The following is a 25,900-nucleotide window of genomic DNA, read 5'->3' as shown; positions in this document are numbered from 1 at the left end:
CATCGTTCCGTCATTCCCGCGCAGGCGGGCTCCGCTTTGCTTCGGTGTAGCCGAAAATCCAGCGGCTTCAGCACCATCGCCCGATCCTATACCTCGTCGCTCCACTCCATGGATTCCCGCCTTCGCGGGAATGACGATGTTGGAGTTTCGGCAAAGGCTGAGCCGCTCCCAGCGTGGGACGCAAGTGAACGCCGGCGATCCGTGGTGTGCCGCCTGGCTATCGAGCGGCGCTCAGTAATCGCGCTTGTACCAAAACGCATTGGGCATCGCCGCCATGCCGGCGCGTTCGTAGAAGCCCACCGCTTCGGGCACCGAGGCCAGGATCAGGCTGACCGTGGGCCCGAGCAGGCGCCGGGTCTCGTCCAGCAGGCCCTTGCCCACGCCCAGACCCTGGGTGGATTTGGCCACCGCCAGTTCCGACAGATAGCAGCACCAGGAAAAATCGGTCACGCAGCGGGCCACGCCCAGCAGTTCGCCGTCGCGGCGCGCGGTCACGATCAGGTCGGCCTGGTCGAGCATGCGCTGCAGACGCTCCCCGTCGTCGACCGGGCGGATCGCGCCCAGCCCGGAGTCGACCAGCACCTGGCGGAATTCGCCGGCCGCCAGGGCCGGTTCGCGGGCGTAGACGATAGCGGCGCTCATGCGGGCGAAGATCGCACCGGCCGCCGCGCTTGGCAACGCGTTCGGCGGCGGGGATGCGACAATGCGCGCCATGGGACCGCAACGCATCGTCTGCCTCACCGAAGAACCCACCGAGACCCTGTACGCGCTGGGCGAGCAGCACCGCATCGTCGGCATCAGCGGCTTCACCGTGCGCCCGGCCATCGCGCGCAAGGAAAAGCCCAAGGTCAGCGCCTTCACCAGCGCCAAGATCGACGATATCCTCAAGCTGCAGCCGGATTTCGTGGTCGGCTTCTCCGACATCCAGTCCGAGATCGCGGCCGAGCTGATCAAGCGCGGCGTGGAGGTGTGGATCAGCAACCACCGCAGCGTGGATGGCATCCTGGACTACATCCAGCGCCTGGGCGCGCTGGTCGGCGCGGCGCAGCGCGCGCGCGACTACGCCGATGGCCTGCGCCGCGGCCTGGACGCGATCGAGCGCGACAGCCAGCGCCTGCAACGGCGGCCCAAGGTCTATTTCGAAGAGTGGGACGAGCCGCTGATCACCGGCATCCGCTGGGTCGCCGAGCTGGTGCGCATCGCCGGCGGCGACGACGTGTTCCCGCGGCAGGCGGCCGAGCCGCTGGCCAAGCACCGCATCCTGGCCGATCCGGCCCAGGTGATCCCGCTGGCGCCGGACATCGTGTTCGGCTCCTGGTGCGGCAAGAAATTCCGCCCCGAACGCGTGGCCGCGCGCCCGGGCTGGGACGCGATTCCGGCGGTGCGCGACGGCGAACTGCACGAGATCAAATCGCCGTTGATCCTGCAGCCGGGCCCGGCCGCGCTCAGCGACGGCGTGGCCGAGATCGCGCGCATCATCCAGGCCTGGGCGCGGCGCTAGCGGACGCGGGCGCCGCCGCGTGTATCGACGCGGTGCAGCAAACGCGCGCGGCGCGGGCGCCGCGGTGGTATTCCGCTGTGGATCGGGGTCACAGTTCGCTCCCGTATGGTGCGCTGCGGCGTGCAGCGGCCATACGCATTCGTACAGTCGACGGGCCGGCGCCGCCGGCCTCGCCAACGGTACGGCACGGTTTCTGGGAGGGAACATGTCGCGATCGATCCTGCTTCCGCGCGCTTGGGGCCGCGGCCTCTTAATGCGCGCGCTCGCGGTCCTGCTGCTGCTGGGCCTGGCCGTTCCGGCCAGCGCCGACGACTACACCAAGACCAAGAACCCGGTGGTGCTGGTGCACGGCCTGTTCGGCTTCGACGAACTGGGCGGCATCTACGACTACTGGTACGACATTCCCTCGCAGCTGCGCGCGGGCGGGGCCAAGGTCTACGTGGCCAACGTGTCCTCGGCCAATTCCAGCGAACTGCGCGGCGAGCAGCTGATCGACTACCTGGAAACCCTGCAGGCCACCTACGGCTACGGCCGCTTCAACCTGGTCGGCCACAGCCACGGCGGGCCCACCGCGCGCTACGTGGCTTCGGTGCGTCCGGACCTGGTCGCCTCGGTGACCTCGATGGGCAGCCCGCACACCGGCAGCAGGGTCGCCGACGGCCTGGGCACCGCGTTCCCGCCGGGTTCGCCGGGCCGCGCCCTGGTCGCCGGCCTGGCCGACGCGCTGGGTTCGTTCCTGGAGTTCCTGTCGGGCGACGACGACCCGCAGGACGCTTTGGCCGCGCTGACCTCGTTGAACGGCGCCGGCGCGGCCGCGTTCAACGCGCGCTATCCCGAAGGCATGCCGGCCAGCGCCTGCGGTCAGGGCGCGTCCAGCGTGCGCGGCGTGCGCTACTACTCCATGGGCGGCACCACGCCGCTGACCAACGTGTTCGACCCCAGCGACCTGCTGATGGGCGCCGGCGCGCTGTTCTTCGGCTTCGAGGCCAACGACGGCCTGGTCGGGCGTTGCAGCTCGCACCTGGGAAGCGTGATCCGCGACGACTACGCCTGGAACCACCTGGACGAAGTGAACCAGGTCGCCGGCCTGCGCGGCCTGTTCGCGTCCAGCCCGCCCAGCGTGTACCGCGCGCATCTGAACCGGCTGAAGAACGCCGGGCTCTGAGGTGCGGCGTGGTTGGATCGCGCTGGCCGTTCTCGCGGCGCTGGCCTTGACGGTCGGCGGCGTGGTCGGCCGGCGCGCGCTGTCGCTGCCGGTCGCGGCGGAACCGGCGGACGTGCCCGTGGCGTCCGTTCCGCCCGCGGCCGGCACTCGCGCCGCGCCCGCAGCGGCCGCGCGCGACTCGCTGCGCGACACCGCCGTCGACGGCGCCATCGCGCTGGACGCCGCCGGCAAACCGCGTCCGGACCGGGCCATGCGGCGCCTGTTCGACTACTTCCTCACCCGCCTGGGCGAACGCACGCCCGCGCAGATCCGCGACGCGCTGCGCCTGCACCTGCAGCCGCAACTGAGCGCGGCCGCGCTGGCCCAGGTGCTGGCCTGGTTCGACGCCTATGTGGCGCTGGAGCGCGAGAGCGCGGCGCTAGGCGTGAGCCAAGACCTGGCCGCCGACCTGCGACAACGCCGCGAACTGCGCCGCCGGCGCCTGGGCGAGGCCATCGCCCAGGCCTGGTACGGCGAGGACGAGCGCCGGCTGCAGCTGGCGCTGGCGAAGCAGGCGCTGGCGCGCGAAGCCGGCCTCACGCCCGCGCAGCGCGAGCAGCGGCTGGCCGAGTTGCAGGCCGCGTCCGGCCTGCCGCCCGATCCCACCCGCGACGAAAGCCAGGCGGTGGCACTGGCGATGCAACAAAGCGCGCAGTTCGAAGCCCAGGGCGTGGCGCCGCAGCAGCGCTACGCACAGCGCGAGGCCGCGTTCGGCGCGGCCGCGGCGCAGCGCCTGGCCGAACTGGATGCGCGGCGCGAGCGCTGGAACGCGCGCCTGGCCGACTACCGCGCGCAGCGCCAGCGCGTGCTCGCCGACACCGCGTTGGATGCGGCGCAGCGGCAGGCGCGATTGGATGCGTTGCTGGCGCCGTTCGACGAGGCGGAGCGCCGCCGTTTGCTGGCCCAGACCCGCCGCGCCGCGCCGCCTTGAGCGCGGCTCAGCGCGGATAGAACTCGCGGCTGAATTCCAGCGTCGCGCTGGCGCCGCCTTCGCCGACCGCGCTGATCTCGAAGCGCAGGGTGTCGGGCGGATCGATCTCGACCGTGCCCACGTAGTCCAGCAGCTCGCCGCCGCTGGCGGCATCGCCGGTGCGCAGCTCGCGGAACTCCACGTTGTGGCGCTGGCCGCGCAGATCGCTGACGGTGGCGCTGACTTGCGCGGGCATCGCCACTTCCTGGCCGTCCGGTCCGCGCCGCACCGCGACCAGCAGCATCACCGTACCGTCGTCGCGGTTCAGTCCGTACTGCGCGGCCACCGCCGGCGACAAGGCCGAGGTCTGCAGCGCGCTCGCGCGCACGGTCACGTCGCCGCGGCGCGCCACCGCTTCCTGCGGCGCGGCGCCGGCGGTGGCCGGCGCGGCCGGCTTGCCGCCGCAGCCACCGAGCAGTAACAGCAGCAGGACGGCGCAGGGCAGGGCATAAGGGCGCATGGCGGTGGGGCTCAATCGTTGGCGGCCGACAACTCGCGGCCGCGCAGGGTGGCGCCGGCGATGGCACGGTCGACCAGGGCGCGTAAGCCGCCGGCCTCGAAGATCTCGATCGCCGCCTGGGTGGTGCCGCCGGGCGAGGTCACCCGCGCGCGCAGCGTGGCCGCGGTGTCGTCCGAGCGCGCGAGCATGGTCGCCGCACCCAGCAGGGTCTGGTTGACCAGCGCGCGCGCGGCCTCGGGCGCCAGGCCCTGGGCCTCGCCGGCGGCCTGCATGGCCTCGGCCAGCAGGAACACATAGGCCGGGCCGCTGCCGGACACCGCGGTGACCGCGTCCATCTGCGCTTCCTGTTCGATCCACACCGTGGCGCCCACGGCGTCCAGCAACGCCGACGCGCGCTCGCGCAGCGGCGCGGTGACGGCCGCGTTGGCGTACAGACCGGTGATGCCCACGCCCAGCAGCGCCGGCGTGTTGGGCATGGCGCGCACCACGGCCAGGCCGCCGCCCAGCCAGCGGTCCAACTGCTCGGCGGTGATGCCGGCGGCGATCGAGATCACCAGCGGCCGCTGCGCCTGCGCCTGTTCGGCCAACGCCGCGCACACGCTGCGCATGACCTGCGGTTTGACCGCCAGCAGCCAGACGCTGGCGCCGGGCACGGCCTCGGCCGCGCTGGCGTAGCTGCGCACGCCGAAGTCGCTCTGCAGCGCCTCGCGCAAGGTGTCCACCGGCTCGGCCACGCGCACCGCGTCGGCGGCGCCGCCGCGCGCGATCAGGCCGCCGATCAGGCTGCGCGCCATGTTGCCGCCGCCGATGAAGGCGACCGGGCTGATCACGGAAACGGCGGTGTCGGTGCTGGAATCGGACATGGGGGCGGGTGCGCAAGCGGGGCCCTCAGCATACCCAGGCGGCCGCGGCCGCGCTTGCCGCGCCCTGGCTAGCGCGTGGGCAGCGCGGGCAGGGCGACGTCGTGCAGGCGCGCCTCGAAGCGGTAGCGCGGTTGGTAGTCGCCGGCATAGCTCAGGGCGATGCGGCCGGTCCAGATCAGGTCGTAGCGGTCGCTGTCGCCGCGGCGGACGAAGCGCACGCGGTGGTCCGCGGCGCTGTCGTGACCGAGCAGGTACAGGCCGAACGCCGGTTCCTCGTCGCCGGCCAGGTCGTCGACGCCTTCGTGCGGGTCGGCCAGGAGCTCGGCGCCATCCAGCGCCTGAGGCGAAAACGCCGACAGCGGCCCCACGCGCAGGCCGCCGCGCTCGTGCCCGCCCCAATAGGTCGACGACAGGGTGCAGCGGTGGTAGTTGCCCCACACGATCGGCGCTTCCCAATCGCCGGTGTCGTCGCGTCCGTCGTCCTCGATGTCGCGCTGCGCGTAGTAGTCGGCGCTGACCAGGTGCAGGTCGAACCACAGCTCGTCGCCTTCGGCGCGCGCGGTCCATTCGAACTCGGCGATGGCATGGCCCTCGGGCCAGGGATTGCCGGGGAAGACGATGCGGTCGGCCGGATCGCTCATGGCGCGGGGCTCAGGGGCTGGTTTTGGGCGGGCGCGCGCCGAACAGGGCGGTGCCGATGCGGACCATGGTCGCGCCTTCCTCGATGGCGATGGCGTAGTCGTCGCTCATGCCCATCGACAAGGTATCGACCTGCGGATGCGCCGCGCGCAGCGCTTCGAACAGCTCGCGGCTGCGCCGGAACGCCGGCCGCCGCCGTTCGGGTTCGGCGTGCGGGGCCGGTATCACCATCAGCCCGCGCAGGCGCAGCCGCGGCTGCGCGGCGATGGCCGCGGCCAGCGCCGGCGCGTCCTCGGGGCGGCAGCCGTGCTTGCTGGCCTCGTCGTCGATATTGGCCTGGATCAGCACCTGCAGCGGCGCGGTCTGCGGATCGCGGTGGCGGGCCAGCGCCGCGACCAGCTTGGGCCGGTCCACGGTCTGCACCCAGTCGAACAGCTGTGCGGCCTGCGCGGCCTTGTTCGATTGCAGGTGGCCGATCAGGTGCCATTCCAGTCCCAGGCCGGCCAGCGCCGCGGTTTTGCCCGCGGCTTCCTGAACATAGTTCTCGCCGAAGGCCCGCTGCCCGGCCGCCGCCAGTTCCGCGACGGCGGTCGCATCCTGGGTCTTGCTCACCGCCAGCAGCTGCGGTACTGGCCGCTGCGAATGGCGCGCGGCGTTATCCAACTGGTGCAAGATGCCGTGCAGGGCGTGCGCGCGCACGTGGGGAATCCTGTGAAAGAGGGCTGGTTCGGCGATGCGGGTACGGGGCTATACTGCCTCGCAGGGGACGCCGTTGCCTACCCGCGACTGGCCGGTATCGTCGCGCGATCGCGTTGTGGCGTTGCCGCGGTAGTTGTGGTCCATTCCTTCTGAAGTTCTGTTGCAGTGCGGGGGAGCACGCATGGATATCGCCGAACTGTTGGCGTTTTCGGTCAAGAACAAAGCATCCGACCTGCACCTGTCGGCCGGCCTGCCGCCGATGATCCGCGTCGACGGCGACGTGCGCCGCATCAACATCCCGGCCCTGGACCACAAGCAGGTCCACGCGCTGGTGTACGACATCATGTCGGACAAGCAGCGCCGCGACTTCGAAGAATTCCTGGAAGTCGACTTCTCGTTCGAGATTCCCGGCCTGGCGCGCTTCCGCGTCAACGCCTTCAACCAGAACCGCGGCGCCGGCGCCGTGTTCCGTACCATTCCCTCCGAGGTGCTGAGCCTCGAAGACCTGGGTTGCCCGCCGATCTTCCGCGAGCTGATCGAGCAGCCGCAGGGCCTGATCCTGGTGACCGGCCCGACCGGTTCGGGCAAGTCGACCACGCTGGCGGCGATGATCGACCACATCAACAAGAACGAGTACGCGCACATCCTGTCGGTGGAAGACCCGATCGAGTTCGTGCACACCTCGCAGAAGTGCCTGATCAACCAGCGCGAAGTGCACCGCGACACCCACGGCTTCAACGAGGCCCTGCGTTCGGCGCTGCGCGAAGACCCCGACTACATCCTGGTCGGCGAGTTGCGCGACCTGGAAACCATCCGCCTGGCGCTGACCGCGGCGGAAACCGGCCACCTGGTGTTCGGCACCCTGCACACCTCCTCGGCGGCCAAGACCGTGGACCGCATCATCGACGTGTTCCCCGCCGGCGAGAAGCCGATGGTGCGCTCGATGCTGTCCGAGTCGCTGCGCGCGGTGATCTCGCAGGCCCTGCTGAAAAAGGTCGGCGGCGGCCGTACCGCGGCCTGGGAAATCATGGTCGGCATCCCCGCGATCCGTAACCTGATCCGCGAGGACAAGGTCGCGCAGATGTACTCGGCCATCCAGACCGGCCAGAACTTCGGCATGATGACGCTGGACCAGCACCTGCAGGACCTGGTGAAGCGCGGCATGATCCTGCGCCCGCAGGCCCGCGAATACGCCAAAGACAAGCGCCTGTTCGATTGAGACCGGGATTCGAGATTCGGAATTCGGGATTGGTTAAAAGCAGTATTCAGTTCAAGTCGGGATTTCGGCGAAGGAGCGGGGTTTTCGGACCCCGCATTCCCGATCCCCCATTCCGGCGCCGCAGGAGCCCCGCATGAGCACCATCGACTTCACCTCGTTCCTCAAGCTGATGGCGCACCAGAAGGCCTCGGACTTGTTCATCACCGCCGGCATGCCGCCGTCGATGAAGGTCCACGGCAAGATCTCGCCGATCACCCAGAACCCGCTGACCCCGCAGCAGAGCCGCGACCTCGTGCTCAACGTGATGAACCCTCAGCAGCGCGAGGAGTTCGAGAAGACCCACGAGTGCAACTTCGCCATCGGCGTGACCGGCGTGGGCCGCTTCCGCGTGAGCTGCTTCTACCAGCGCAACCAGGTCGGCATGGTGCTGCGCCGCATCGAGACCAAGATCCCGACGGTGGAAGAGCTGAACCTGCCGCCGATCATCAAGACGCTGGCGATGACCAAGCGCGGCATCATCATCTTCGTCGGCGCCACCGGTACCGGTAAGTCGACCTCGCTGGCGGCGATGATCGGCTACCGCAACCAGAATTCGACCGGTCACATCATCACCATCGAGGATCCGATCGAATTCGTGCACAAGCACGAGGGCTGCATCATCACCCAGCGCGAGGTCGGCATCGACACCGACAGCTGGGAGGCGGCGCTGAAGAACACGCTGCGCCAGGCGCCGGACGTGATCATGATCGGCGAGGTGCGCACCCGCGAGGGCATGGACCACGCGATCGCCTTCGCCGAAACCGGTCACCTGGTGCTGTGCACCCTGCACGCCAACAACGCCAACCAGGCGATGGACCGCATCATCAACTTCTTCCCTGAGGACCGTCGTCAACAGTTGCTGATGGACCTGTCGCTGAACCTCAAGGGCGTGGTCGCGCAGCAGCTGATCCCGACCCCGGACGGCAAGGCGCGCCGGGTGGCGATGGAAATCCTGCTCGGCACGCCGCTGGTGCAGGACTACATCCGCGACGGCGAGATCCACAAGCTGAAGGAAGTGATGAAGGAATCCGTGCAGCTGGGCATGAAGACCTTCGATCAGGCCCTGTTCGAGCTCTATCAGGCCGGCGAGATCAGCTACGAGGACGCGCTGCGCTACGCCGACTCGCAGAACGAAGTGCGTCTGCGCATCAAGCTGGCCCAGGGCGGCGACGCGCGCACGCTGGCGCAAGGCCTGGACGGCGTGGAAGTGGCGGAAGTGCGCTAAGGCGCCACTGCGCCCATTCCGATCCGCCCATGCAAGGGCCCGCCACGGCGGGCCCTTCGCTTTTGGCCCCTAACCGTGCTGGCCCCGGGGTAGGAGCGGCGTAAGCCGCGACCGCGAATCCGCAACTTCCGCGAAAGCCGCGATTGCCCCTGTAGGAGCTGCGCAAGCTGCGACCGCGAATTTGCACCTGCGCCGCAAGCCTCGTTCCCCTGCTTCCACCTTTGCTTGTCTTCCCCCTTTGAAAAAGGGGGATTGAGGGGGATTTGCTCTTTGGCTCTTGCTCAGCAGCAACAGCAACAGCTTCCGTCCGCAAGCGGCCGGGTCACTTTCTTTTGATAAGCGTCAAAAGAAAGTAACCAAAGAAAAACGCTTCGCCAGAGCTCCCTTGCGAGAGCGATGCGTGCGCGGGGATTTTTCGATAGGCCATCCCTGGCCTAGCGAAAAACGGCGCACATCCTGTGCGCCGCCCTCCGGGTCTTCTACTGGTGCTGCGAGCTCGGGGCCCGAGCGAGGATCAAAGGCATTCGCTGCGCTCATCCCCTCACCCTAGCCCTCTCCCGCAGGCGGGAGAGGGTACGCATCCGACCGCTACCCTTTACCTGCTAATCCCTATCTGCTGCTTTTAGCCCCTCTCCCGCTTGCGGGAGAGGGGTTGGGGTGAGGGCGCACGCAGCTCCCCACTCGCGCCGCTGCCCCCCCTCCGCCCGACCGCCCACCCTTGTCCGACAGCCGGCCATATGGCCTGCACCGCGCCTGCGTATCGTTAGCCGCCAACAGGGAAGCCCCAACGACACGGAGCCGGTCGCATGCCGCCCAGCGATAACCCATCCCCGCGCGACGCGCAGCCTGCGGACGCCGTCGGGCGCGACGCCGCTGCGCCCGCCATCGGTGCGGCCGAACGCGCCGCCCTCGCCGAACGCCGGCGTCTGGCCGGCACCGAGCCGCGCGCAGGCCAGGCGCCCAGCACCATCGGCCTGGCCCTGTCCGGCGGCGGGGTGCGCAGCGCGACCTTCTGCCTGGGCCTGATCCGAGGGCTGGCGCAGAACGGCCTGCTGCCGCGCTTCGACTACCTGTCCACCGTATCCGGCGGCGGCTATGCCGGCGCCGCGTTGGGTCGCTTGATCGCCTCGTTGGGCATCGCCCCCGCGCAGGACCTGCTCAAGCGCAGCGACACCCTGCTGCTGGCCTGGCTGCGCCGCTATGGCCGCTACCTGGCGCCGCGCGGCGCGCGCGACTACGGCATCGCCATCGCCACCTACCTGCGCGCGGGCTTGGCCGTGCATCTGGAGTTCGCCCTGCTGGCCATCGCCGTGGGCGTGCTGGTGGTGCTGCCGCACCTGCTGCAGAGCGTGACCTCGGTGCTGTCGCCCCAGGACTGGAGCGGCTGGCGCAGCGCCTGGTGGCCGCTGGCGGTGCTGACCTGGCTGCTGCTGGCACCGGGCAACCTGATGGCCTACTGGGCGCTGCGCGATGCGCCGCCGCTGGGCGGCGCGGCCAGCACGTCGCGGCCGCGCTTCTCGCCCTGGGACATCGGCATGGTGCTGGGCGCGGCGGCGATCGCGTTCGCGCTGGCCCGGCGCTTGTCCGACGCCAGCGTGCCGCTGCCCGGTTTCAGCGCGCAGTTCGTCGCCCTGCTCATGCTGCTCAGCACCGTCGGCTACGGCCTGTGGCTGTGGGTGCGCGTGGCCAAGGCGCGTGACGACCGCGATACGTTCAACGCGCGCGAACGCGATCGCCTGACCGCGCATCTGCGCCGGATCAACCTGCTGGCCGTGGCGCTGGCCGCTCTGGGCGCGATCGACTTGGCCAGCTGGTGGCTGCTGCAGACGCTGGAGTCCGGCGCGCCCTGGGTCTACGGCAGCCTTGGCTTGGGCGGCCTGTTGGTGGTGGTGGTGCGCGCCTTCGGCGAGCCGATCCAACGCCTGCTCTCGAACGAAGAAGGTCCGCGGCCCGGCCTGATGCCGCTGCTGATCAACGTGCTCGGCCTGGGCGCAGCCGCCGTGCTGCTGGTGCTGTGGGTGACCGTAGTGCAGTGGTGGGTGTTCGGCCGCCATGTCGCCGACCCCAACCAGCTGCTCAGCCATTGGATCGGGCGCGCCTCGCTGCCCATATGGAACGGGCTGGCCGACCTGCCGCTGTGGGCCTGGCTGCAATGGACCGTGGCGCAGCCGACGCTGCTGCGGCTGCTGTGGCTGACCATCGGCCTGCTGGTCTGGTTCCTGGGCACCGGCCTGCACACCGAAACCGTCAACAGCACCTCGCTGCACGGGTTCTATCGCTCGCGCCTGACCCGCGCCTACCTGGGTGTGGGCAATCGCCGCCGCTTCGCCGGCGAAGGCATGCTCGGCCTGCGCCGCGCCAGCCCCGAGCAGGTGTCGAACGTGGTCGACACCGTCGACGGCGACGACGTCGACCTGGCCGCTTACCGCCCCGACTTGCAGGGCGGCCCGCTGCATCTGATCAACACCTGCCTCAACCAGACCCGCGGCGCCAGCAGCAAGCTCTACAACGCCGACCGCAAGGGCCTGCCGCTGGTGGCCACTGCCTTCGGCCTGGAGATCGGCCGCGACGCCCAGCAGCCGCAGTTGCCGGCGCAGCGCCTGGACAAGCTCGGCCGCTGGATCGCGGTGTCGGGCGCGGCCGCTTCGCCGGGCGCCGGGTCCAACACCACGCCGGGCTGGGCCATGCTGCTGTTCCTGGTCGGCGCGCGCCTGGGCTACTGGTTCGACGCCGGCCGCGCCGATGCGCAGATGGACCAGCCGGCGTTGGGCATCGGGCCCGCGCGGCCGACGCTGCTGGGGCGCGGGTTCGCCGCGCTCGCGCGCGTCTACCGCAACTCCAAATTCGGCCGCCTGATCGGCGAGGCCACCGCCTCGTTCGACGGGCCCTCCGCGCGCGCCTGGTACTTGTCCGACGGCGGGCACTTCGACAACACCGGTGTGCATCCGTTGCTGCGGCGGCAACTGGATTTCATCGTCCTGGCCGACTGCGGTGCCGATCCCGACTACCAGTTCGCCGATCTGGAGAACCTGATCCGCAAGGCGCGCATCGACTACGGCGCCGAGATCGAGTTCTACACCGAAGACAGCGTCTGCCACCTGCCGCTGCTGCAGGAAGAGCAGATCTGCGTGCTGGCGCCGGAGAAGCTGCACGACAACTACACCGCGCGCGGGGTCATGCTGGCGCGCATCCGCTACCGGCCCGACGAACACGGCCGCAGCAAGCAGGGCACCTTGCTGGTGGTGAAGCCGAACCTGCACTTCGCCCTGGACAGCGACGTGCTGGCCTACGCGCGGCGCAATCCCAAGTTCCCGCAGCAGCCGACCTCCGACCAGTTCTTCGACGAGGCGCAGTGGGAGAGCTACCACCGCCTGGGCGAGGACTTCGGCCGCGCGCTGCTGCCGGGCTGGCTGGAGCAGTTGCCGGGCTGGGCCGCGCCGGTGGAGGCGCAGGACACGCTGCCTTCGCTGCGCCGGCTGCGGCCCATCCAGGCCAAGGGCGATGAGGTGGCGGCGCGGCCGTTCTGGCGCCCCGACACCAAGGCCGCGGCGATCAGCGCCGGCCTGGGCGCGGGCCTGATCGCGACCTTGGCGGTGCCGGCTTGGCAGGTGTTCGACAAACTCTCCGAGCAGCGCCAGCAGCAGCGCAACGAAACCCGGCGCAGCCTGGGCGAGCTGCGCAAGCAGTTGCCGGCCTGGGCGCGCGCCGGGCAAGCCGCACCCGCCGCGCAAGCGACCTGGGACCTGGACGAAGACTTGCAGGCGTTGCTGAGCCGGGTCTACGCCCAGGTCCGCCACGAGCGCGACACGCTCAGCGACGCCGGCCGCCTGGTGAGCCACGTGCAGGCCAGCTGCGGCCTGCCGCCCGCGGCGAGCCTGACCCAGGCCTGTCCGCCGGTGCAGAGCGCGCACCGCAACTTGTGCAGCGCGGTCTGCGATCCGGCCGCGGCCAATCCTTACTGGCAGCGCAGCAGCGACGCGGCGCCGCTGGTATCGGCGGTGCTCGAATCGCCCGAACCGGCGCGAAGCGGCACCCTGTTGCGTACGTCGACCTCGTCGCTGCCGGCTGCAAGCCTGCCGTCGCCGAGTCTGCCGCAGGTGACCGCGCCGCAAGCGAAGAAGCTCGCGCTGCGTACGCCGGCGCAAGCCGTGCGCGAGGACTGCGCCGCCCAGCCTGTGACCGTCTACGTGCAGGTCTACAACGACGACACCCGCCGCCGCGTGCAAGCGCTGCCGTGGTCGCAGCTGCAGCCCGGCGCGAGCATGCCCGGCGTCGAGAATGTGGTGCGTTCGGCGCGCGCGCGCAACGCCGACGCGCCGCAAAGCTATGCCGCACCCACCCTGATCGTGCACCGCATGGACGACCAGGGCCTGTGCGCGAGCGCGCTGAAGGACTGGTTGGCGCCGCAGCTGGCCGGTTGGTACGCGTCCACGCCCGAGATCGAACTGCGCAAACTGCCCGGCGCCTTCAAGCCTAACGAACGCGTGATCGAGCTATGGCTGCCGAACGCGACCAGCGCGCAACGGGGCACGCCATAACGTTATGGTGCGATGGCAGGCTTTTTGCGCGTCATCCCCGCGAAAGCGGGGGCGAAGCGCCGCTGCTTGCGAGCCATTGGCTCGCGCGGCGCTGAGCGCCATCGGGCTATGCCCGATGGCCCAGAGCAGTAACTTTAGAGTCATGCCTCGATAAGCCCTGGGTTCCCGCCTTCGCGGGAACGACGGTGGGGCGGATGCGAAGTGCTATCCGGCTGTCATCCCCGCGAAAGCGGGGATCCAGAGACTTCAGAGTCATGCCTGGACAAAGCCCTGGGTTCCCGCCTCCGCGCGAGCGACGGCCATATTCGACGCCACCGCATTTGCCTCAAGCGCGCGGCACCTTACTTGGCGGCGGCGCGCATCCACGGCGGCGCCGGCCGCCGCTTGGCCAGCTTGGCGTACACCGGGCAGCTTTCGTGGTGGCTGCCGGGCAGATAGCCCAGGCTCATCAGGAATTCGTTGGTGATCTCGCCGCCGGTGAAGCGGAAGGTCTGCTTGAACAGCTTGATCCAGGCCGCCTTGTCGCGCGCGCGGCCGTCCAGCAGCACATGCGCGTCCAGCCATTGGGCGAAACCGCCGTGGCTGGCGCGCAGGCGCTGCACCACCTGGGCGTTGTGGATCGCCGCGTCCACCTTGAGCCGGTTGCGGATGATGCCGGCATCGGCGAGCAGGCGTTCGCGTTCGGCCTCGCCGTAAGCGGCCACGGTGTCCACGTCGAAGCCGTCGTAGGCGCGGCGGAAGCCCTCGCGCTTGCGCAGGATGGTCTCCCAGCTCAGGCCGGCCTGGTTGATTTCCAGGATCAGGCGCTCGAACAGTTCGGCCTCGCCGCGCTGCGGAAAACCGTACTCGCGGTCGTGGTAGGGGCCGTGCAGGGGATGGCCGGGGGCGATATCGCAGTAACCGGACATGGTTCAGGCCGCCTGCGGGCGGGGCGCCGGTCGGAAAACGGGAGCGGGCATGGTCGGCTGCGGAGGAGGCCAACCCCCATGCTACGACGCCCCGGCCGGACCCGCGAGCGCGGCGCGCACGCTAGAATGGGCCCATGTCCGCCACACCCACACCCCTGGCCAGCCAGCTCCTGATCGCGCTGCCCGCGCTGTCGGACACCAACTTCTCGCGCAGCGTCGCGCTGATCTGCCAGCACGACGGCGACGGCGCGATGGGCATCGTGGTCAACCGCGCCTCCGAGTACACCCTGGGCGAAGTGTTCGGGCAGATGGGGGTGGACGGCGGTGGCGACGACCTGCGTTCGCAGATCGTCCTGGCCGGCGGCCCGGTGCACCCCGAGCGCGGCTTCGTGCTGCACGACGGCGGCATGCAGTGGGACTCGACCCTGGCCATCGCCGACGCGCTGTTCCTGACCACCTCGCGCGACATCCTGGAAGCGATGGCGCGCGGCGAAGGCCCCGACAACGCCATCGTCGCCCTGGGCTGCGCCGGCTGGGGTTCGGGTCAGCTGGAGCACGAACTCACCGAAAACGACTGGCTCACCGCGCCCTCCGACGCCGAGCTGCTGTTCGACCTGCCGCTGGACGCGCGCTGGCACGCCGCCGCGGGCCGCATCGGCGTCGACTTCGCCCACCTGGCCGACTACGCCGGGCACGCATGAGCGCCGACGCCGCCCCGCAGGCAGGCATCCGTCGCGACGGTACCGTGCTGGGCTTCGACGTGGGCGCGCGCCGCATCGGCGTGGCCGTAGGCAGCGCCTTCGGCCACGGCGCGCGCGCGCTGGCGGTGGTGGACGTGCACGGCCACGGCCCGGACTGGAACGCGATCGACCGCTTGCGCAACGAATGGCGCCCGGACGGCCTGATCGTCGGCGACCCCATGACCCTGGAAGGCGGCGATCAGCCCGCGCGGGTGCGCGCGCATGCGTTCGCGCGCGAACTGCAGGCGCGCTACAAGCTGCCGGTGGTGCTGGTGGACGAGCGCGCCAGCTCGATCGAGGCCGCGCAGCGTTTCGCCGCCGACCGCGCCGAGGGCCGCAAGCGCCGCCGCGACGCCGAGGCTTTGGACGCGGTGGCCGCTGCGGTGATCGTCGAACGCTACCTGGCCGCGCCCGACGACGCGACCGATCTTTCCCGCTTGTCTTCCGCCTGACCCCCAATCCGATTCCCACCGCATGACTTCTCCGCATTCCGCCGCGGCCGCCGCGCCGCGCCACCTGCTGACCCTGGACGGCCTGCCGCGCGAGGCGCTGGAAGCGCTGCTGATCCGCGCCCAGGCGTTCGCCGAGGGCCACTACGACCGCCGCGCGCTGGACGGGCTGGCGGTGTGCACCCTGTTCTTCGAGCCGTCCACGCGCACGCGCATGAGCTTCCAGCTCGCGACCCAGCGCCTGGGCGCGCAGGCGCTGAATTTCGACGCCTCCACGTCCTCGACCAGCAAGGGCGAGACCGCGCTGGACACCTTCAAGAACCTGGAGGCGATGGGCGTGCGCGGTTTCGTGGTGCGTCACCGCGAGGACGGCGCGGTCGCCGCGTTGGCCGAACACGCGCGGCCGGGCACGGTGCTGATCAACGCCGGCGACGGCCGCAGCGCGCACCCCACCCAGGGCCTGCTGGACATGCTGACCCTGCGCCAGGCCAAGGGCATCGACTTCTCCGGCCTGCGCGTGCTGATCGTCGGCGACGTGCGCCATTCGCGCGTGGCCCGCTCCGACCTGCAGGCGCTGCGCACCCTGGGCACCGGCGAGATCCGCGTCTGCGGCCCGGCCGCGCTGCTGCCCGACGACGGCACCCTGCACGGCTGCACGGTGTCGCAGGACCTGGACGCGGCGCTGGACGGCGTGGACGCGGTGATGATGCTGCGCCTGCAGCGCGAGCGCATGGAGGAGGGGCTGGTCGCCTCGCTGGACGACTACCACCGCGATTACGGCCTGACCGCCGCGCGCCTGCGCCGCGCCGCCGCCGATGCGGCGGTCATGCACCCGGGCCCGATCAACCGCGGCGTGGAGATCACCGACGAGGTCGCCGACGGTCCGCAGTCGCTGATCCTGACCCAAGTCGCCAATGGCGTGGCCGCGCGCATGGCGGTACTCGAAGCCCTGCTCAAGGGCTGAATCCCCGGCCGCGCCGATGCGCGCGGCGTTTAGGAACTACGCAAGATGATCGTGAAAGACAGCAACGGCACCGCGCTCGCCGACGGCGATTCGGTGCTGGTCATTAAAGACCTGAAGGTGAAGGGCACCTCGGTGACGCTCAAGCGCGGCACCTTGTGCAAGCACATCCGCCTGACCGACGACGAGGCGCTGATCGAGTGCAACGTCGACAAGGTCAAGGGCCTGGTATTGCGGACGGAGTTCGTGAAGAAGGCTTGATCGCTTCTTCATGGGGTAGAGCAAATCCCCCTCAATCCCCCTTTTCCAAAGGGGGAGGCGAAAAGCAAAGACGATGACTCTGTTCCCCCTTTGAAAAAGGGGGCCTAGGGCGATTTGCTTTCCCGCACCAACTCAGCGCCGCCGCTGTCGCCACAACCAAGGCCACAGCTCCGCCGTCGCATACGCCGGGTCCCAGGCGTTATGCCCGGCCTCGGCGAACTCGGTGTAACGCACGTCGCCGCCCGCCTGCCGCAGGGCCTGCGCCATCAGCCGCGACTGCTGCACCGGCACCGCCTCGTCCAGCGCGCCGTGGAAGATCCACACCGGAATGCGCTGCAGCCGCTGCGCGGCGATCGCGAACGGGACTTCGGCGGTGGCGACCTCGTGCACGTACAGGTCGGCGATCTGCTCGGGGGCGGTGATGCCGCCGCAGATCGGCACCAGCGCGGCGAAGCGGTCGGGCTGCATCATCGCCAGCTCGTACACGCCGTAGCCGCCGCGCGACAGGCCGGTCAGCGCCACCCGCTCGGGGTCGCCGCCGAACTCGCCGATGGCCGCGTCCAGCGCGGCCAGGGCCATGCGCGCGGTGCTGTCGGTCCAGGATCGGTCGGCCGGCGACTGCGGAAATACCGCGATGGCCGGGAATTCGTCGACGTGACGGCCGATCCACGGCCCCAGCCCGACCGCGACCTGGCGCTGGTTGTCGTCGCCGCGTTCGCCCGAGCCGTGCAGGAACAGCACCACCGGCGGATGCGCGCCGCCGGCCGCGCGCGAGGGCACGAACACCTGGTAGCGATACTCGCGCCCGTCCACGCTGAGGCTGCGGGCGACGAAGGCGCCGTGCTGGCGCGATGCGGGCGTGTGCGTGCAGGCCACCGCCATCAGCGCGAGCAGCAGGAAGATCGCCAACAGGCGGGCGGTAAGGGGGCGGAGCATGGCGCCATCCTAGGCATCGTCGTTTCCGCATCATTCCGCGCGATTTCGGCGCTGTCCATGCGTAACTGGGCAAAATGGCGTCGTCGCCACATCCGGAAAAGTCGGCGGTCGCGGAACCGTGCGGCGTTCACGCAGCGCGCACGACCGCTGTCGCTCGACCCAGCAGGTCAACGCAACAGGATCAGCGTGGCCAGGCCGAGGAAGCTCAGGAAGCCCATCACGTCGGTGAGCGTGGTCAGGATCACGCCGCCGGCCAGGGCCGGGTCGAAGCCCAGGCGCTTGAGCGTGATGGGCACCAGCACGCCGCCGGCCGCGGCGGTGAGCAGGTTGATGGTCAGCGCGGTGCCGATCACCAGCGACAGGCCCGGCTGACGGAACCACAGCAGCACGATCAGGCCCAGGCCGATGCCCAGCACCAGGCCGTTGATCAGCGCCACCGACAGCTCCTTGCGCAGCAGCACGCCCACGTTGGAGGCGCCGATCTGGCCCAGGGCCAGGCCGCGGATCATCAGCGCCAGCACCTGGGTGCCGGCGTTGCCGCCCATGCCGGCCACGATCGGCATCAGCGCCGCCAGCGCCACCAGCTTGGCGATGGAATCCTCGAACTGGCCGACCACGCTGGCGGCCAGGAACGCCGTGCACAGGTTCACGCTGAGCCAGATCAGGCGGCGGCGGAACGCGCGCCGAACCGGGCTGAACAGATCCTCGTCCTCGTCCAGGCCGGCCGCGCTCAGGGCCTGGTGCTCGGCCTGGTCGCGGATGATGTCGACCACGTCGTCGATGGTGATGCGGCCGAGCAGGATGTTGTTGTCGTCCACCACCGGCGCGCTGATCCAGTCGTGGTCGGAGAACTGGCGCGCGACCTCGGCCGCGGTCTCGGTCATGTCGATCGCCGGCTGCTCGTCGTCCATGAGCTTGTTGATCGCGGTGCCGGGCTCGTGGGTGAGCAGCGCGGCCAGGGCGATCCGGCCCAGGTACTGGTGGCGGCGGCTGACCACGTACAGGTGGTCGGTGTGCTCGGGCAGCTCGCCGCGCAGGCGCAGGTAGCGCAGCACCACGTCGATGGTGGTGTCGGCGCGCACCGTCACCACGTCGGGGTTCATCAAGCGGCCGGCGGTGTCCTCGGGGTAGGACAGCACCTGCTCCAGCCGCTCGCGGTTCTCGCGGTCCATCGACTTGAGCACTTCGTCGATGACCGTGTCGGGCAGATCCTCGACCAGATCGGCCAGGTCGTCGATGTCCAGGTCTTCGACCGCGGCGACGATCTCGTCGGTGTCCATGTCCGCGAGCAGGCTCTCGCGCACCTCGTCGCCGACGTGGACCAGCACCTCGCCGTCGTCTTCAGGGTCGACCAGGCCCCACACCACCACGCGCTTGCCCGGGGGCAGCGACTCGAGCAGGTTGCCGATTTCGGCCGGGGACAGGGTGTTGACCAGGCGCCGGACCGGACCCAGGCGGCCGCTGTCCAGCGCATCGGATAGCAGTCGCAGCTGGCGTGCGGTCTTGTCGTGGCGGACGGCTTCGGCCATGCGGTACTTCCGTTGGCGCGTCGCGGCCACGAGGGCGGCGACTGGGTTAGGCGTTCATGCGGGCATTATCGCTCGCGCGGCCGGCAAAGCCCAGCGCGATCGCATCTGCATGAACGGCCCGGTTCGCCATGAATCCGCCGCATCGGCCTTGCTTGCGGTGCGCAAGCCGGTCGCGATACCAATCGCGTGGCCGGCAACTCGGCGGGGACTCAGCTCGCGGCACCGGCCTTGCGCAGCCAGTCCTCGATGCCCTGGCGGTCGCCGGCGCGCAGCAGCGCCGGCGCGCGTGCGCGCAACGTCGACAGGTCCAGGCCGCGGATCGCACGGCGTAGTTCCAGCAGGGTGGCCGGGTGCAGGCTGAATTCCTCCAGTCCCAGCGCCAGCAGCAGCGGTGCGAACGAAGGGTCGCCGGCCATCTCGCCGCACACCGCCACCGACTTGCCGCGCGCGCGCGCCAGCCGGATCACGTCGCGGATCAGGCGCAGCACCGCCGGGTGCAGCGGCGTGTACAGCTCGCCCAGCGCCTCGTTGTTGCGGTCGGCGGCGAGCAGGTACTGGACCAGGTCGTTGGTGCCGATGGACAGGAAGTCGATCGCGCCGATGAAGCTGGGCAGGGCGATGGCCGCGGCCGGCACTTCGATCATCGCGCCCAGGGGCACCTGATCGGCGATCTCGTGGCCTTCGCGGCGCAGGTCGGCGGCGACGCGGTCGAGCAGGGCGCGCACGCGCTTGATCTCCTCGCGCGAGCTGACCATGGGCACCAGGATCCGCAGCGGGCCGTAGCCGGAGGCGCGCAGCAGCGCGCGCAGCTGGGTTTCCAGCAGGCCGTCGCGGGCCAGCGACAGGCGCACGCCGCGCAGGCCCAGGGCCGGGTTGGGTTCGTCGCGCAGGGCCAGGCCGGTGCGGTCGGCCTTGTCCGCGCCCAGGTCCAGGGTGCGGATGGTGACCGAGCGGCCGGTCATGCCCAGCACCACGTCGCGGTAGGCGCGGAACTGCTCCTCTTCGGTCGGCAGTTCGCTGCGCTGCAGGAACAGGAACTCGGTGCGGTACAGGCCCACGCCGGCCGTGCCCAGCGCGTGTGCCTCGGCCACGTCGTCGCGCGATTCGGCGTTGGCGTAGAGCTTGATGTCGATGCCATCGAGCGTGCGCGTGGGTTCGCGCCGCAGCCGGTGCAGCTGCTTGCGCTCGCGCGCGTGCTCGCGCATGCGGCCGCGGTGCGCGCGCAGGTCGTCGGCATTGGGCTCGACCACGATGGTGCCGCTGGCGCCGTCCACGGTCAGCACGTCGCCGTCGTTGATCTTCTGCAGCGCCTGCGCCGCGCCCACCACCAGCGGCAAGTGCAGGCTGCGCGCCAGGATCGCGCTGTGCGAAAGCGCGCTGCCGGCGGCGGTCACGATCGCCATCACCCCCTGCGCCTGCAACTGGGCCAGCTCGGCCGGGGCGACGTTGTCGGCGACCAGGATCTCGCCGGCCACGCCCTGCATGTCGCCGTCGTGGCGGTGCAGGGCGGCGTGGATGCGGCCGATGACCTGGTCGATGTCGTCGACGCGGCTGCGGAAATAGGCGTCGTCCATGGCCTCGAACACCGCGGCGATGCGGTCGCGTTGCAGGCGCAGGGCGTAGTCGGCGGCGTAGCGGCCGCTGCGGATCAGCTTGTCCAGGCCCTGCAGCAGTTCCGGGTCGTCCAGCAGCAGCGCGTGCAGGTCCAGGAACTCGCCGACCTCGTGCGCGAGCGCGCCGTGCAGGCGCTCGCGCAGGGCGTGCATCTCGGCGCGCACGGTGTCGATGGCCGCGTGCAGGCGTTGCAGTTCGGATTCGACCTGCTCCGGGGCGATGTGTTCCTCGGCGACTTCCAGCGCATGCGGCAGGCGCACCCGTGCGCGGCCCAGCGCGCTGCCCCGCGATGCGCCGTGTCCGAAGAACGTCTGCCTCATCCGTCGCCCTCGCTCAGCTGTCTTCGTCGAAACGGCGATCGAACAGCGCGATCGCGGCGTCGGCGGCTTGGGCTTCGTCCTCGCCTTCCACCCGCAGCTTGACCGTGGTGCCCTGGCCGGCGGCCAGCAGCATCACCCCCATGATGCTCTTGGCGTTGACCTCGCGGCCCTTGGCCGTGAGGGTGACGGTGCTGCGGAAGGCCGACAGCACCTGCACCAGCTTGGCGGTGGCGCGGGCGTGCAGGCCCAGTCGGTTGGAGACGGTCAGTTCGCGTTCGATCATTGCGGTATTCCTCAAAAGCCGTCTCGGTGTTGCGTTGTCGCGCGCGCCATCAAGCCTCGTCGATGATCACGCCGTTGCGGGCGCCGGCCGCGGCGACCGCGGGCAGTTCGTCCAGTTCAAGGTCGGAATAGTTCAATACCCGCAACAGCATCGGCAGATTCAGCGCCGACACCCGCCGCACCGGCGTGCCCAAACGGGCGACGCGCGCGGCCAGGTTGCTGGGCGAGGCGCCGTACAGGTCGGTGAGCACCAGCACGCCCTGGCCGCCGTCGACGCGGCGCAGCGCGGCGCTGGCCAGCGGCAGCAGCAGGTCGTGGTCGGCGTCGAACGGCACTTCCAGCGCTTCCACCTTCAGCGGCAACGGGCGCATCAGCCGGCCGGCCACCGCGACCAGCGCGTTGCCGATGCCTTCGTGCGTGATCAGGAGGATGCCGACGCTCATGCCGGCCAACTTAACAGACCCCGGTGACAGCCCGGAAGCGCCGGAAGCGGCGGTCGTGCGGATTTGCGAATGGCGTCGGTGGCGGACACGGCGAAGGCGGCCCGAAGGCCGCCCTCGCGGGTCGCCGGATGCGCTCCGGCGCGGCGGAACCGCTTAGCCGCTGGGCGGCGGCGGGTCCTGCTTGGGCTGGTCGGACGGGGTCTGCCCGGACGTGCCCTCGGCCGGCGGCGGAGCGCCGGTGTCGCCGGCGGGCGGCGGCGTGGTGGTGTCGGTGGGCGGCGCGATCGAATCCGGCGGCGGCGGCGTGGGCTCGGCCGGGGCGGTCGCCTCCGGCGGAGGCGTGGGTTCGGCCGGCGGCTCGGGCTTGTTGCAGGCGCTCAACGCGACGCCGGCCAGCAACGCGCTCAAGGCCAGGGCGAGCTTGCGGTGGGCGGTGGGGTTCATGGCGTGCTCCTGTGGAGGCGGCCGCACCGGCGCGCGTGTGGCGGCCCGGCGGCATGGGGCTTGGGAACGGGCGCGCTTACTTGCGCTTGCGGTCTTCGTGCTTGGCGTGGCCGGCGTTGTACTCGGCCTCGCTCAGCGAGCCGTCGCGGTTCTTGTCGCGCGTGGCGAAATCGCTGGTGAGCTTGGCGTCGATCGCGGCCTCGGTCTTGCTGATCTTGCCGTCGCTGTCGACGTCGAACTCGGCGAACACCGGCGTGGTGGTCTCGCCCATCGGCGACTGCATCTGCGATGCGTCGCCGCTGGTGCTCGGCGGCGGTTCCTGCGGCGTGGGAGCGGTCTGGTCCTGAGCGAAAGCCATGGGCATGGCCAAAACGGCCGACAGCGCGATCGAGCACGACAACAGCTTGCGAGCGGGGGCATTCATCGTGGAGGGCTCCGTGGTAGGGGATGCGTCGCGAACGACGCCCGTTCACGGTAAGGGCGCGAACGTAGAACCACGGCACGGCGGCAGAAAAATTCCGTAAGCGCGCGAACGCGCCACGCGATGCATGGTGCCCGATTCAGGCGATGCAATTAACGGCGCGGCGACACGCCGGTTACGCGGGCTCCGCGCTCGGCGCGTTCAATCCAACTCGCGATGGTGCACGGCCACTTCGTTCCAGCCGCGCTCGCGCGCGTGCTCGGCCAGGCGTTCGGCCAAATAGACCGAGCGATGGCGGCCGCCGGTGCAGCCGAAGGCCACGGTGGCGTAGCTGCGGGTGCTGTCGGCCTGCAGGCGCGGCAGCCAGATGTCCAGGAATTGGCCGATCTGTTCGACGAACTGCTGCACGTAAGGCTGCGCTTGCAGATACTCGCGCACGCCGGCGTCGCGCCCGGACAGCGGCCGCAGCGACGGGTCCCAATGCGGATTGGGCAGGGCGCGCGCGTCGAACACGAAGTCGGCGTCGGCCGGCACGCCGCGGCGGTAGGCGAAGGATTCGAACAGCAGCGACATGCCGGTCTCGCCGCCCATGCCGAATTCGGTGATCACGTGCCGGCGCAGCTGGTGCACGTTGAGATCGCTGGTGTCGACCACCGCATCGGCGATCTGGCGCAGCGGCCGCAGCACCTGGTGTTCCAGCGCGATCGCGTCGGCCAGGGCCAGGCCCAGCTGGCTCAGCGGATGGCGGCGGCGGGTGTCGGCGTAGCGCTTGAGCAGCACTTCGTCGCGCGCTTCGAAGAACACCAGCCTGGGGTCCACACCCAGCTTGCCCACCGTCGACAGCCAGCCGGGAATATTGGCCAGGTCGCTGTGGCGGTTGCGCACGTCGATGCTGACCGCGAGCTTGGCCGGAATGCCGTCGTCGGCCTTGACCACGGTGCGCACGAACTCCGGCAGCAGTTCGGCGGGCAGGTTGTCGACGCAGTAGTAGCCCAGGTCTTCGAAGGTGTGCAGCGCCACCGACTTGCCCGAGCCGGACATGCCGCTGACGATGATCAGGACCGGTTCGACGCTTTGGTTCACGATTCGCCGCGCTCCAGGAAGTTGCTGTGGCGCGCGATGAAGGCCGCGGCCGGGTCCAGGCCCTTCATGCGCAGGCTGTGCAGGCGCGTGGCGGCCTCGGTGAGCACGGCCAGGTTGCGGCCGGGCATCACCGGCAGGGTGATCATGGGCACGTCCAGGTCCAGCACCCGGCGCAGGCCGGTGTCGCCGGTGAGGCGTTCGATGCCGGCCGGCTTGGGCTCGGTCATCGGCCGGGTCAGGTGCACGATCAGGCGCAGGTACTTGTTGTTCTTGACCGCGGTGTCGCCGAACATCTGGCGGATGTTGAGCACGCCCAGGCCGCGCACTTCCAACAGGTCCTGCAGCATTTCCGGACAGGTGCCGTCGAGCACGTCCGGCGCGATCTGGGTGAATTCGGGCGCGTCGTCGGCGACCAGGCGGTGGCCGCGGGTGACCAGCTCCAGGGCCAACTCGCTCTTGCCCGAACCGGACTCGCCGGTGATCAGCACGCCGATGGAATAGATCTCCATGAACACGCCGTGCATGGTGATGCGTGGGGCCAGGGTGCGGGCCAGGTGGTACTGCAGGTGGTTGAGCAGTTCGTGGCCGCGCCGCGGCGACACCCACAGCGCGGTGCCGCTTTCCTCGGCGGCCTGGCGCAGGTCTTCCGGGCAGGGCTGGTTCTTGCTGATGACCAGGGCCAGCGGGCGGAACTGGATGATCTTCTCGATGGTTTCCCAGCGCAGGCGCGAGTCCAGCGAATCCAGCCACGACAGCTCCTCGCTGCCCAGGATCTGCACCTTGTTGGGGTAGATGGCGTTGAGGTAACCGGCCAGGGATGGGCGACGGGCCACGGTTTCCACGGCCTCGACCACGCGGTCGTCGCCGCGCTGGCCGGCCAGCCAGCGCAGGTCCAGGCGCTCGCGCTGCTGCTCGAACAGTTCGCCGGCGCTGATGCTGGTGGTCATGCCTGCGACCCGCCGGCTTGTGCCCCGCTGCGCAGCGCGCCGCCGCCCAGCAGTCGCCAGCCCAATTCGTCCACGTCGCCGGCCGCGCGCAAGGCGGCGCGGAAATCGGCCTCGGCGAAGCGCTCGGCCAGTTCGGCCAGCAGCTGCAGGTGTTGCTGCACGTAGTGTTCGGGCACGGTCATGGCCAGCACCAGATCGACTTTTTCGCCATCGGCTGCGCCGAAGTCTACCGGTTGTTCCAATCGCAGAAAGGCACCGCGGCTGTCGCCGAACAGGGCGCTGCGGCCGTGCGGGATGGCCACGCCATGGCCGATGGCGGTGCTGGCCAGGCGTTCGCGCTCGCGCAGGCTGTCGCCGATGGCCTGTGCCCCGTCCGGCGAGCCCTCGGCCAGCAGGCGCGCGGCGGCGTCCAAGACGGCGTCGCGATCGCTGGATTGCTCCAGGATCGCGACCCGTCGCGCGCTCAGCAGTTCATGAAGCGGCATCGTTGCGGCACAGCGTCGGGAAGGCGCGCATTATCCCCGAAACGGCCGGCTTAGGCGTTCAGCCGAATTCGCCGTTGCGGGCGAGGCTTTCTCCGCGGTGGTGATCGACCAGCTTGCTCTTGTGCTTCATCAGCAGGCGATCCAGCTTGTCGGCGAGGAGGTCGATGGCCGCATACATGTCGACGGCGGCGGCGTCGCAGTGGAGGGTACGGCCGGCCAGGTTCACGGTGGCTTCGGCGCGGTGGTCGGGCTTGTCGAGGCTGAGTTGGGTGCGGATGTCGAAAGGCTGCTCATAGTGCCGTTGCAGCCGTGCCAGCTTGGATTCGACGTAGTCGCGCAGCGCACTGGTGACTTCGATCTGCTGGCCGTGGGTTTCGATACGCATCGGAGGCCTCCTTCTTCTTGCATCGCATGGGAATGCGGCTCCGTAGCCGGAGCCACGAGCCCAGCATCGCACGATGAGCGAGGGGCGCAAGGGGGAAACGGTAGTAATTTCGTGTGTACCGATGGAACGCGTTGATCCGCTGGGATTTCGACGGGCCTACGACCAAAGTCGGAGGCGCAATAGTGAAAAGGGAGTTAAGCGGGGGAGGTTCCACGCTGGGCTGGAATGCTCCACGGGGCCGATCCGGTCCCCGAGCAGTTCGCGCTTCGTTATTCCGGCGAAAGCCGGAACCCAGTTTGCTCCTGCTCTCTCGGCCGCCGCCGTCGACAAGCGAC

General features: G+C 70.1%; 27 protein-coding genes. 10 read left to right on the top strand and 17 right to left on the bottom strand.

Annotated elements, in window-relative coordinates:
* Positions 1-231: 231 nt before the first annotated feature.
* The gene (locus DX914_RS10115) at positions 232-642 is read right to left on the bottom strand and encodes a GNAT family N-acetyltransferase (RefSeq protein ID WP_115858850.1); all 411 of its coding nucleotides are present in this window, start codon (positions 640-642) and stop codon (positions 232-234) included.
* A gap of 70 nt (positions 643-712) precedes the next feature.
* On the opposite strand from DX914_RS10115, the gene DX914_RS10110 reads away from it, so the two are divergent.
* From DX914_RS10110 to DX914_RS10100, 3 genes are all read left to right on the top strand, one after another.
* Entirely contained in the window at positions 713-1,501 is a 789-nt protein-coding gene (locus tag DX914_RS10110) for an ABC transporter substrate-binding protein (RefSeq protein ID WP_115859215.1), read from the top strand.
* A gap of 253 nt (positions 1,502-1,754) precedes the next feature.
* The gene (locus DX914_RS10105) at positions 1,755-2,666 is read left to right on the top strand and encodes a lipase family alpha/beta hydrolase (RefSeq protein WP_115858849.1); all 912 of its coding nucleotides are present in this window, start codon (positions 1,755-1,757) and stop codon (positions 2,664-2,666) included.
* Position 2,667: 1 nt separating this feature from the next.
* A complete protein-coding gene (locus tag DX914_RS10100) occupies positions 2,668-3,636 on the top strand; it encodes a lipase secretion chaperone (protein WP_115858848.1) in 969 nt (322 codons plus the stop codon).
* Positions 3,637-3,643: 7 nt separating this feature from the next.
* Here DX914_RS10100 and DX914_RS10095 read toward each other — a convergent pair whose 3' ends face one another.
* From DX914_RS10095 to DX914_RS10080, 4 genes are all read right to left on the bottom strand, one after another.
* Entirely contained in the window at positions 3,644-4,135 is a 492-nt protein-coding gene (locus DX914_RS10095) for a DUF4426 domain-containing protein (RefSeq protein WP_115858847.1), read from the bottom strand.
* Between the two features lie 11 nt (positions 4,136-4,146).
* Positions 4,147-4,998 (bottom strand): pyrroline-5-carboxylate reductase, encoded by an 852-nt coding sequence (gene proC / locus DX914_RS10090; protein WP_115858846.1) that lies wholly within the window; start codon positions 4,996-4,998, stop codon positions 4,147-4,149.
* A gap of 68 nt (positions 4,999-5,066) precedes the next feature.
* Positions 5,067-5,639 (bottom strand): hypothetical protein, encoded by a 573-nt coding sequence (locus tag DX914_RS10085; protein ID WP_115858845.1) that lies wholly within the window; start codon positions 5,637-5,639, stop codon positions 5,067-5,069.
* 10 nt (positions 5,640-5,649) lie between these two features.
* Positions 5,650-6,336 (bottom strand): YggS family pyridoxal phosphate-dependent enzyme, encoded by a 687-nt coding sequence (locus DX914_RS10080; RefSeq protein ID WP_425480661.1) that lies wholly within the window; start codon positions 6,334-6,336, stop codon positions 5,650-5,652.
* Positions 6,337-6,517: 181 nt separating this feature from the next.
* Here DX914_RS10080 and DX914_RS10075 point away from each other — a divergent pair, with 181 nt between their 5' ends.
* The 3 genes from DX914_RS10075 to DX914_RS10065 all read left to right on the top strand — a co-directional run bounded on the left by DX914_RS10075 (position 6,518) and on the right by DX914_RS10065 (position 13,357).
* A complete protein-coding gene (locus DX914_RS10075; RefSeq protein WP_115858844.1) occupies positions 6,518-7,555 on the top strand; it encodes a type IV pilus twitching motility protein PilT in 1,038 nt (345 codons plus the stop codon).
* A 133-nt stretch (positions 7,556-7,688) separates the two neighbouring features.
* The gene (locus DX914_RS10070; RefSeq protein ID WP_115858843.1) at positions 7,689-8,819 is read left to right on the top strand and encodes a PilT/PilU family type 4a pilus ATPase; all 1,131 of its coding nucleotides are present in this window, start codon (positions 7,689-7,691) and stop codon (positions 8,817-8,819) included.
* An 806-nt stretch (positions 8,820-9,625) separates the two neighbouring features.
* Positions 9,626-13,357 (top strand): patatin-like phospholipase domain-containing protein, encoded by a 3,732-nt coding sequence (locus tag DX914_RS10065; protein ID WP_115858842.1) that lies wholly within the window; start codon positions 9,626-9,628, stop codon positions 13,355-13,357.
* A 341-nt stretch (positions 13,358-13,698) separates the two neighbouring features.
* Here the strand turns inward: DX914_RS10065 and DX914_RS10060 are convergent, their stop codons facing one another.
* Positions 13,699-14,265 (bottom strand): DNA-3-methyladenine glycosylase I, encoded by a 567-nt coding sequence (locus DX914_RS10060; RefSeq protein ID WP_115858841.1) that lies wholly within the window; start codon positions 14,263-14,265, stop codon positions 13,699-13,701.
* A gap of 134 nt (positions 14,266-14,399) precedes the next feature.
* Here DX914_RS10060 and DX914_RS10055 point away from each other — a divergent pair, with 134 nt between their 5' ends.
* The 4 genes from DX914_RS10055 to DX914_RS10040 are packed head-to-tail and all read left to right on the top strand — an operon-like array spanning position 14,400 to position 16,676.
* Complete coding sequence (locus DX914_RS10055; protein WP_115858840.1) at positions 14,400-14,966, top strand: YqgE/AlgH family protein; 567 nt, start codon at positions 14,400-14,402, stop codon at positions 14,964-14,966.
* Complete coding sequence (gene ruvX / locus DX914_RS10050) at positions 14,963-15,457, top strand: Holliday junction resolvase RuvX (RefSeq protein WP_115858839.1); 495 nt, start codon at positions 14,963-14,965, stop codon at positions 15,455-15,457. Before DX914_RS10055 ends, ruvX begins: the two co-directional genes overlap by 4 nt.
* A 22-nt stretch (positions 15,458-15,479) precedes the next feature.
* On the top strand, positions 15,480-16,418 hold the full coding sequence (locus DX914_RS10045; RefSeq protein ID WP_115858838.1) for an aspartate carbamoyltransferase catalytic subunit: 939 nt from the start codon (positions 15,480-15,482) through the stop codon (positions 16,416-16,418).
* Between the two features lie 45 nt (positions 16,419-16,463).
* Complete coding sequence (locus DX914_RS10040) at positions 16,464-16,676, top strand: alkylphosphonate utilization protein (protein WP_115858837.1); 213 nt, start codon at positions 16,464-16,466, stop codon at positions 16,674-16,676.
* A 132-nt stretch (positions 16,677-16,808) separates the two neighbouring features.
* Here DX914_RS10040 and DX914_RS10035 read toward each other — a convergent pair whose 3' ends face one another.
* From DX914_RS10035 to hpf, 11 genes are all read right to left on the bottom strand, one after another.
* Positions 16,809-17,612, bottom strand: coding sequence for a carboxylesterase family protein (locus DX914_RS10035; protein WP_115858836.1), 804 nt, complete (start codon positions 17,610-17,612; stop codon positions 16,809-16,811).
* A gap of 167 nt (positions 17,613-17,779) precedes the next feature.
* On the bottom strand, positions 17,780-19,141 hold the full coding sequence (gene mgtE, locus DX914_RS10030; RefSeq protein ID WP_115858835.1) for a magnesium transporter: 1,362 nt from the start codon (positions 19,139-19,141) through the stop codon (positions 17,780-17,782).
* A 209-nt stretch (positions 19,142-19,350) separates the two neighbouring features.
* Positions 19,351-21,075, bottom strand: a complete 1,725-nt coding sequence (gene ptsP, locus DX914_RS10025; protein ID WP_115858834.1) for a phosphoenolpyruvate--protein phosphotransferase — start codon at positions 21,073-21,075, stop codon at positions 19,351-19,353.
* 13 nt (positions 21,076-21,088) lie between these two features.
* Entirely contained in the window at positions 21,089-21,358 is a 270-nt protein-coding gene (locus tag DX914_RS10020; RefSeq protein ID WP_115858833.1) for an HPr family phosphocarrier protein, read from the bottom strand.
* A gap of 49 nt (positions 21,359-21,407) precedes the next feature.
* Positions 21,408-21,800 (bottom strand): PTS sugar transporter subunit IIA, encoded by a 393-nt coding sequence (locus tag DX914_RS10015; protein ID WP_115858832.1) that lies wholly within the window; start codon positions 21,798-21,800, stop codon positions 21,408-21,410.
* A gap of 153 nt (positions 21,801-21,953) precedes the next feature.
* Positions 21,954-22,244 (bottom strand): hypothetical protein, encoded by a 291-nt coding sequence (locus tag DX914_RS10010; protein ID WP_115858831.1) that lies wholly within the window; start codon positions 22,242-22,244, stop codon positions 21,954-21,956.
* Positions 22,245-22,320: 76 nt separating this feature from the next.
* Positions 22,321-22,668, bottom strand: coding sequence for an EF-hand domain-containing protein (locus DX914_RS10005; RefSeq protein WP_115858830.1), 348 nt, complete (start codon positions 22,666-22,668; stop codon positions 22,321-22,323).
* Between the two features lie 198 nt (positions 22,669-22,866).
* On the bottom strand, positions 22,867-23,751 hold the full coding sequence (rapZ, locus tag DX914_RS10000; protein ID WP_425480678.1) for an RNase adapter RapZ: 885 nt from the start codon (positions 23,749-23,751) through the stop codon (positions 22,867-22,869).
* Complete coding sequence (gene hprK / locus DX914_RS09995) at positions 23,745-24,695, bottom strand: HPr(Ser) kinase/phosphatase (RefSeq protein WP_115858829.1); 951 nt, start codon at positions 24,693-24,695, stop codon at positions 23,745-23,747. The genes rapZ and hprK overlap by 7 nt, the downstream gene beginning before the upstream one ends.
* A complete protein-coding gene (locus tag DX914_RS09990; protein ID WP_115858828.1) occupies positions 24,692-25,180 on the bottom strand; it encodes a PTS sugar transporter subunit IIA in 489 nt (162 codons plus the stop codon). Before DX914_RS09990 ends, hprK begins: the two co-directional genes overlap by 4 nt.
* Before the next feature lie 58 nt (positions 25,181-25,238).
* The gene (hpf, locus tag DX914_RS09985; RefSeq protein WP_115858827.1) at positions 25,239-25,565 is read right to left on the bottom strand and encodes a ribosome hibernation-promoting factor, HPF/YfiA family; all 327 of its coding nucleotides are present in this window, start codon (positions 25,563-25,565) and stop codon (positions 25,239-25,241) included.
* Positions 25,566-25,900: the final 335 nt, after the last annotated feature.

Origin of the sequence: Lysobacter silvisoli, assembly GCF_003382365.1 — a bacterium.
Classification (GTDB): Bacteria; Pseudomonadota; Gammaproteobacteria; order Xanthomonadales; family Xanthomonadaceae; genus Lysobacter; species Lysobacter silvisoli.
This window is presented reverse-complemented; position numbering and strand designations above follow the sequence as displayed.

What these genes read in the sequence shown, in the direction of transcription:
- DX914_RS09990 (WP_115858828.1), bottom strand. Translation starts at nt 25,180, where the DNA reads ATGCCGCTTCATGAACTGCTGAGCGCGCGACGGGTCGCGATCCTGGAG.
- DX914_RS10110 (WP_115859215.1), top strand. Translation starts at nt 713, where the DNA reads ATGGGACCGCAACGCATCGTCTGCCTCACCGAAGAACCCACCGAGACC.
- DX914_RS10020 (WP_115858833.1), bottom strand. Translation starts at nt 21,358, where the DNA reads ATGATCGAACGCGAACTGACCGTCTCCAACCGACTGGGCCTGCACGCC.
- DX914_RS10035 (WP_115858836.1), bottom strand. Translation starts at nt 17,612, where the DNA reads ATGCTCCGCCCCCTTACCGCCCGCCTGTTGGCGATCTTCCTGCTGCTC.
- DX914_RS10115 (WP_115858850.1), bottom strand. Translation starts at nt 642, where the DNA reads ATGAGCGCCGCTATCGTCTACGCCCGCGAACCGGCCCTGGCGGCCGGC.
- ptsP (WP_115858834.1), bottom strand. Translation starts at nt 21,075, where the DNA reads ATGAGGCAGACGTTCTTCGGACACGGCGCATCGCGGGGCAGCGCGCTG.
- DX914_RS10015 (WP_115858832.1), bottom strand. Translation starts at nt 21,800, where the DNA reads ATGAGCGTCGGCATCCTCCTGATCACGCACGAAGGCATCGGCAACGCG.
- DX914_RS10005 (WP_115858830.1), bottom strand. Translation starts at nt 22,668, where the DNA reads ATGAATGCCCCCGCTCGCAAGCTGTTGTCGTGCTCGATCGCGCTGTCG.
- DX914_RS10010 (WP_115858831.1), bottom strand. Translation starts at nt 22,244, where the DNA reads ATGAACCCCACCGCCCACCGCAAGCTCGCCCTGGCCTTGAGCGCGTTG.
- DX914_RS10060 (WP_115858841.1), bottom strand. Translation starts at nt 14,265, where the DNA reads ATGTCCGGTTACTGCGATATCGCCCCCGGCCATCCCCTGCACGGCCCC.
- proC (WP_115858846.1), bottom strand. Translation starts at nt 4,998, where the DNA reads ATGTCCGATTCCAGCACCGACACCGCCGTTTCCGTGATCAGCCCGGTC.
- DX914_RS10040 (WP_115858837.1), top strand. Translation starts at nt 16,464, where the DNA reads ATGATCGTGAAAGACAGCAACGGCACCGCGCTCGCCGACGGCGATTCG.
- DX914_RS10055 (WP_115858840.1), top strand. Translation starts at nt 14,400, where the DNA reads ATGTCCGCCACACCCACACCCCTGGCCAGCCAGCTCCTGATCGCGCTG.
- mgtE (WP_115858835.1), bottom strand. Translation starts at nt 19,141, where the DNA reads ATGGCCGAAGCCGTCCGCCACGACAAGACCGCACGCCAGCTGCGACTG.
- DX914_RS10095 (WP_115858847.1), bottom strand. Translation starts at nt 4,135, where the DNA reads ATGCGCCCTTATGCCCTGCCCTGCGCCGTCCTGCTGCTGTTACTGCTC.
- DX914_RS10065 (WP_115858842.1), top strand. Translation starts at nt 9,626, where the DNA reads ATGCCGCCCAGCGATAACCCATCCCCGCGCGACGCGCAGCCTGCGGAC.
- DX914_RS10085 (WP_115858845.1), bottom strand. Translation starts at nt 5,639, where the DNA reads ATGAGCGATCCGGCCGACCGCATCGTCTTCCCCGGCAATCCCTGGCCC.
- ruvX (WP_115858839.1), top strand. Translation starts at nt 14,963, where the DNA reads ATGAGCGCCGACGCCGCCCCGCAGGCAGGCATCCGTCGCGACGGTACC.
- DX914_RS10045 (WP_115858838.1), top strand. Translation starts at nt 15,480, where the DNA reads ATGACTTCTCCGCATTCCGCCGCGGCCGCCGCGCCGCGCCACCTGCTG.
- DX914_RS10070 (WP_115858843.1), top strand. Translation starts at nt 7,689, where the DNA reads ATGAGCACCATCGACTTCACCTCGTTCCTCAAGCTGATGGCGCACCAG.
- hprK (WP_115858829.1), bottom strand. Translation starts at nt 24,695, where the DNA reads ATGACCACCAGCATCAGCGCCGGCGAACTGTTCGAGCAGCAGCGCGAG.
- hpf (WP_115858827.1), bottom strand. Translation starts at nt 25,565, where the DNA reads ATGCGTATCGAAACCCACGGCCAGCAGATCGAAGTCACCAGTGCGCTG.
- DX914_RS10075 (WP_115858844.1), top strand. Translation starts at nt 6,518, where the DNA reads ATGGATATCGCCGAACTGTTGGCGTTTTCGGTCAAGAACAAAGCATCC.
- DX914_RS10105 (WP_115858849.1), top strand. Translation starts at nt 1,755, where the DNA reads ATGCGCGCGCTCGCGGTCCTGCTGCTGCTGGGCCTGGCCGTTCCGGCC.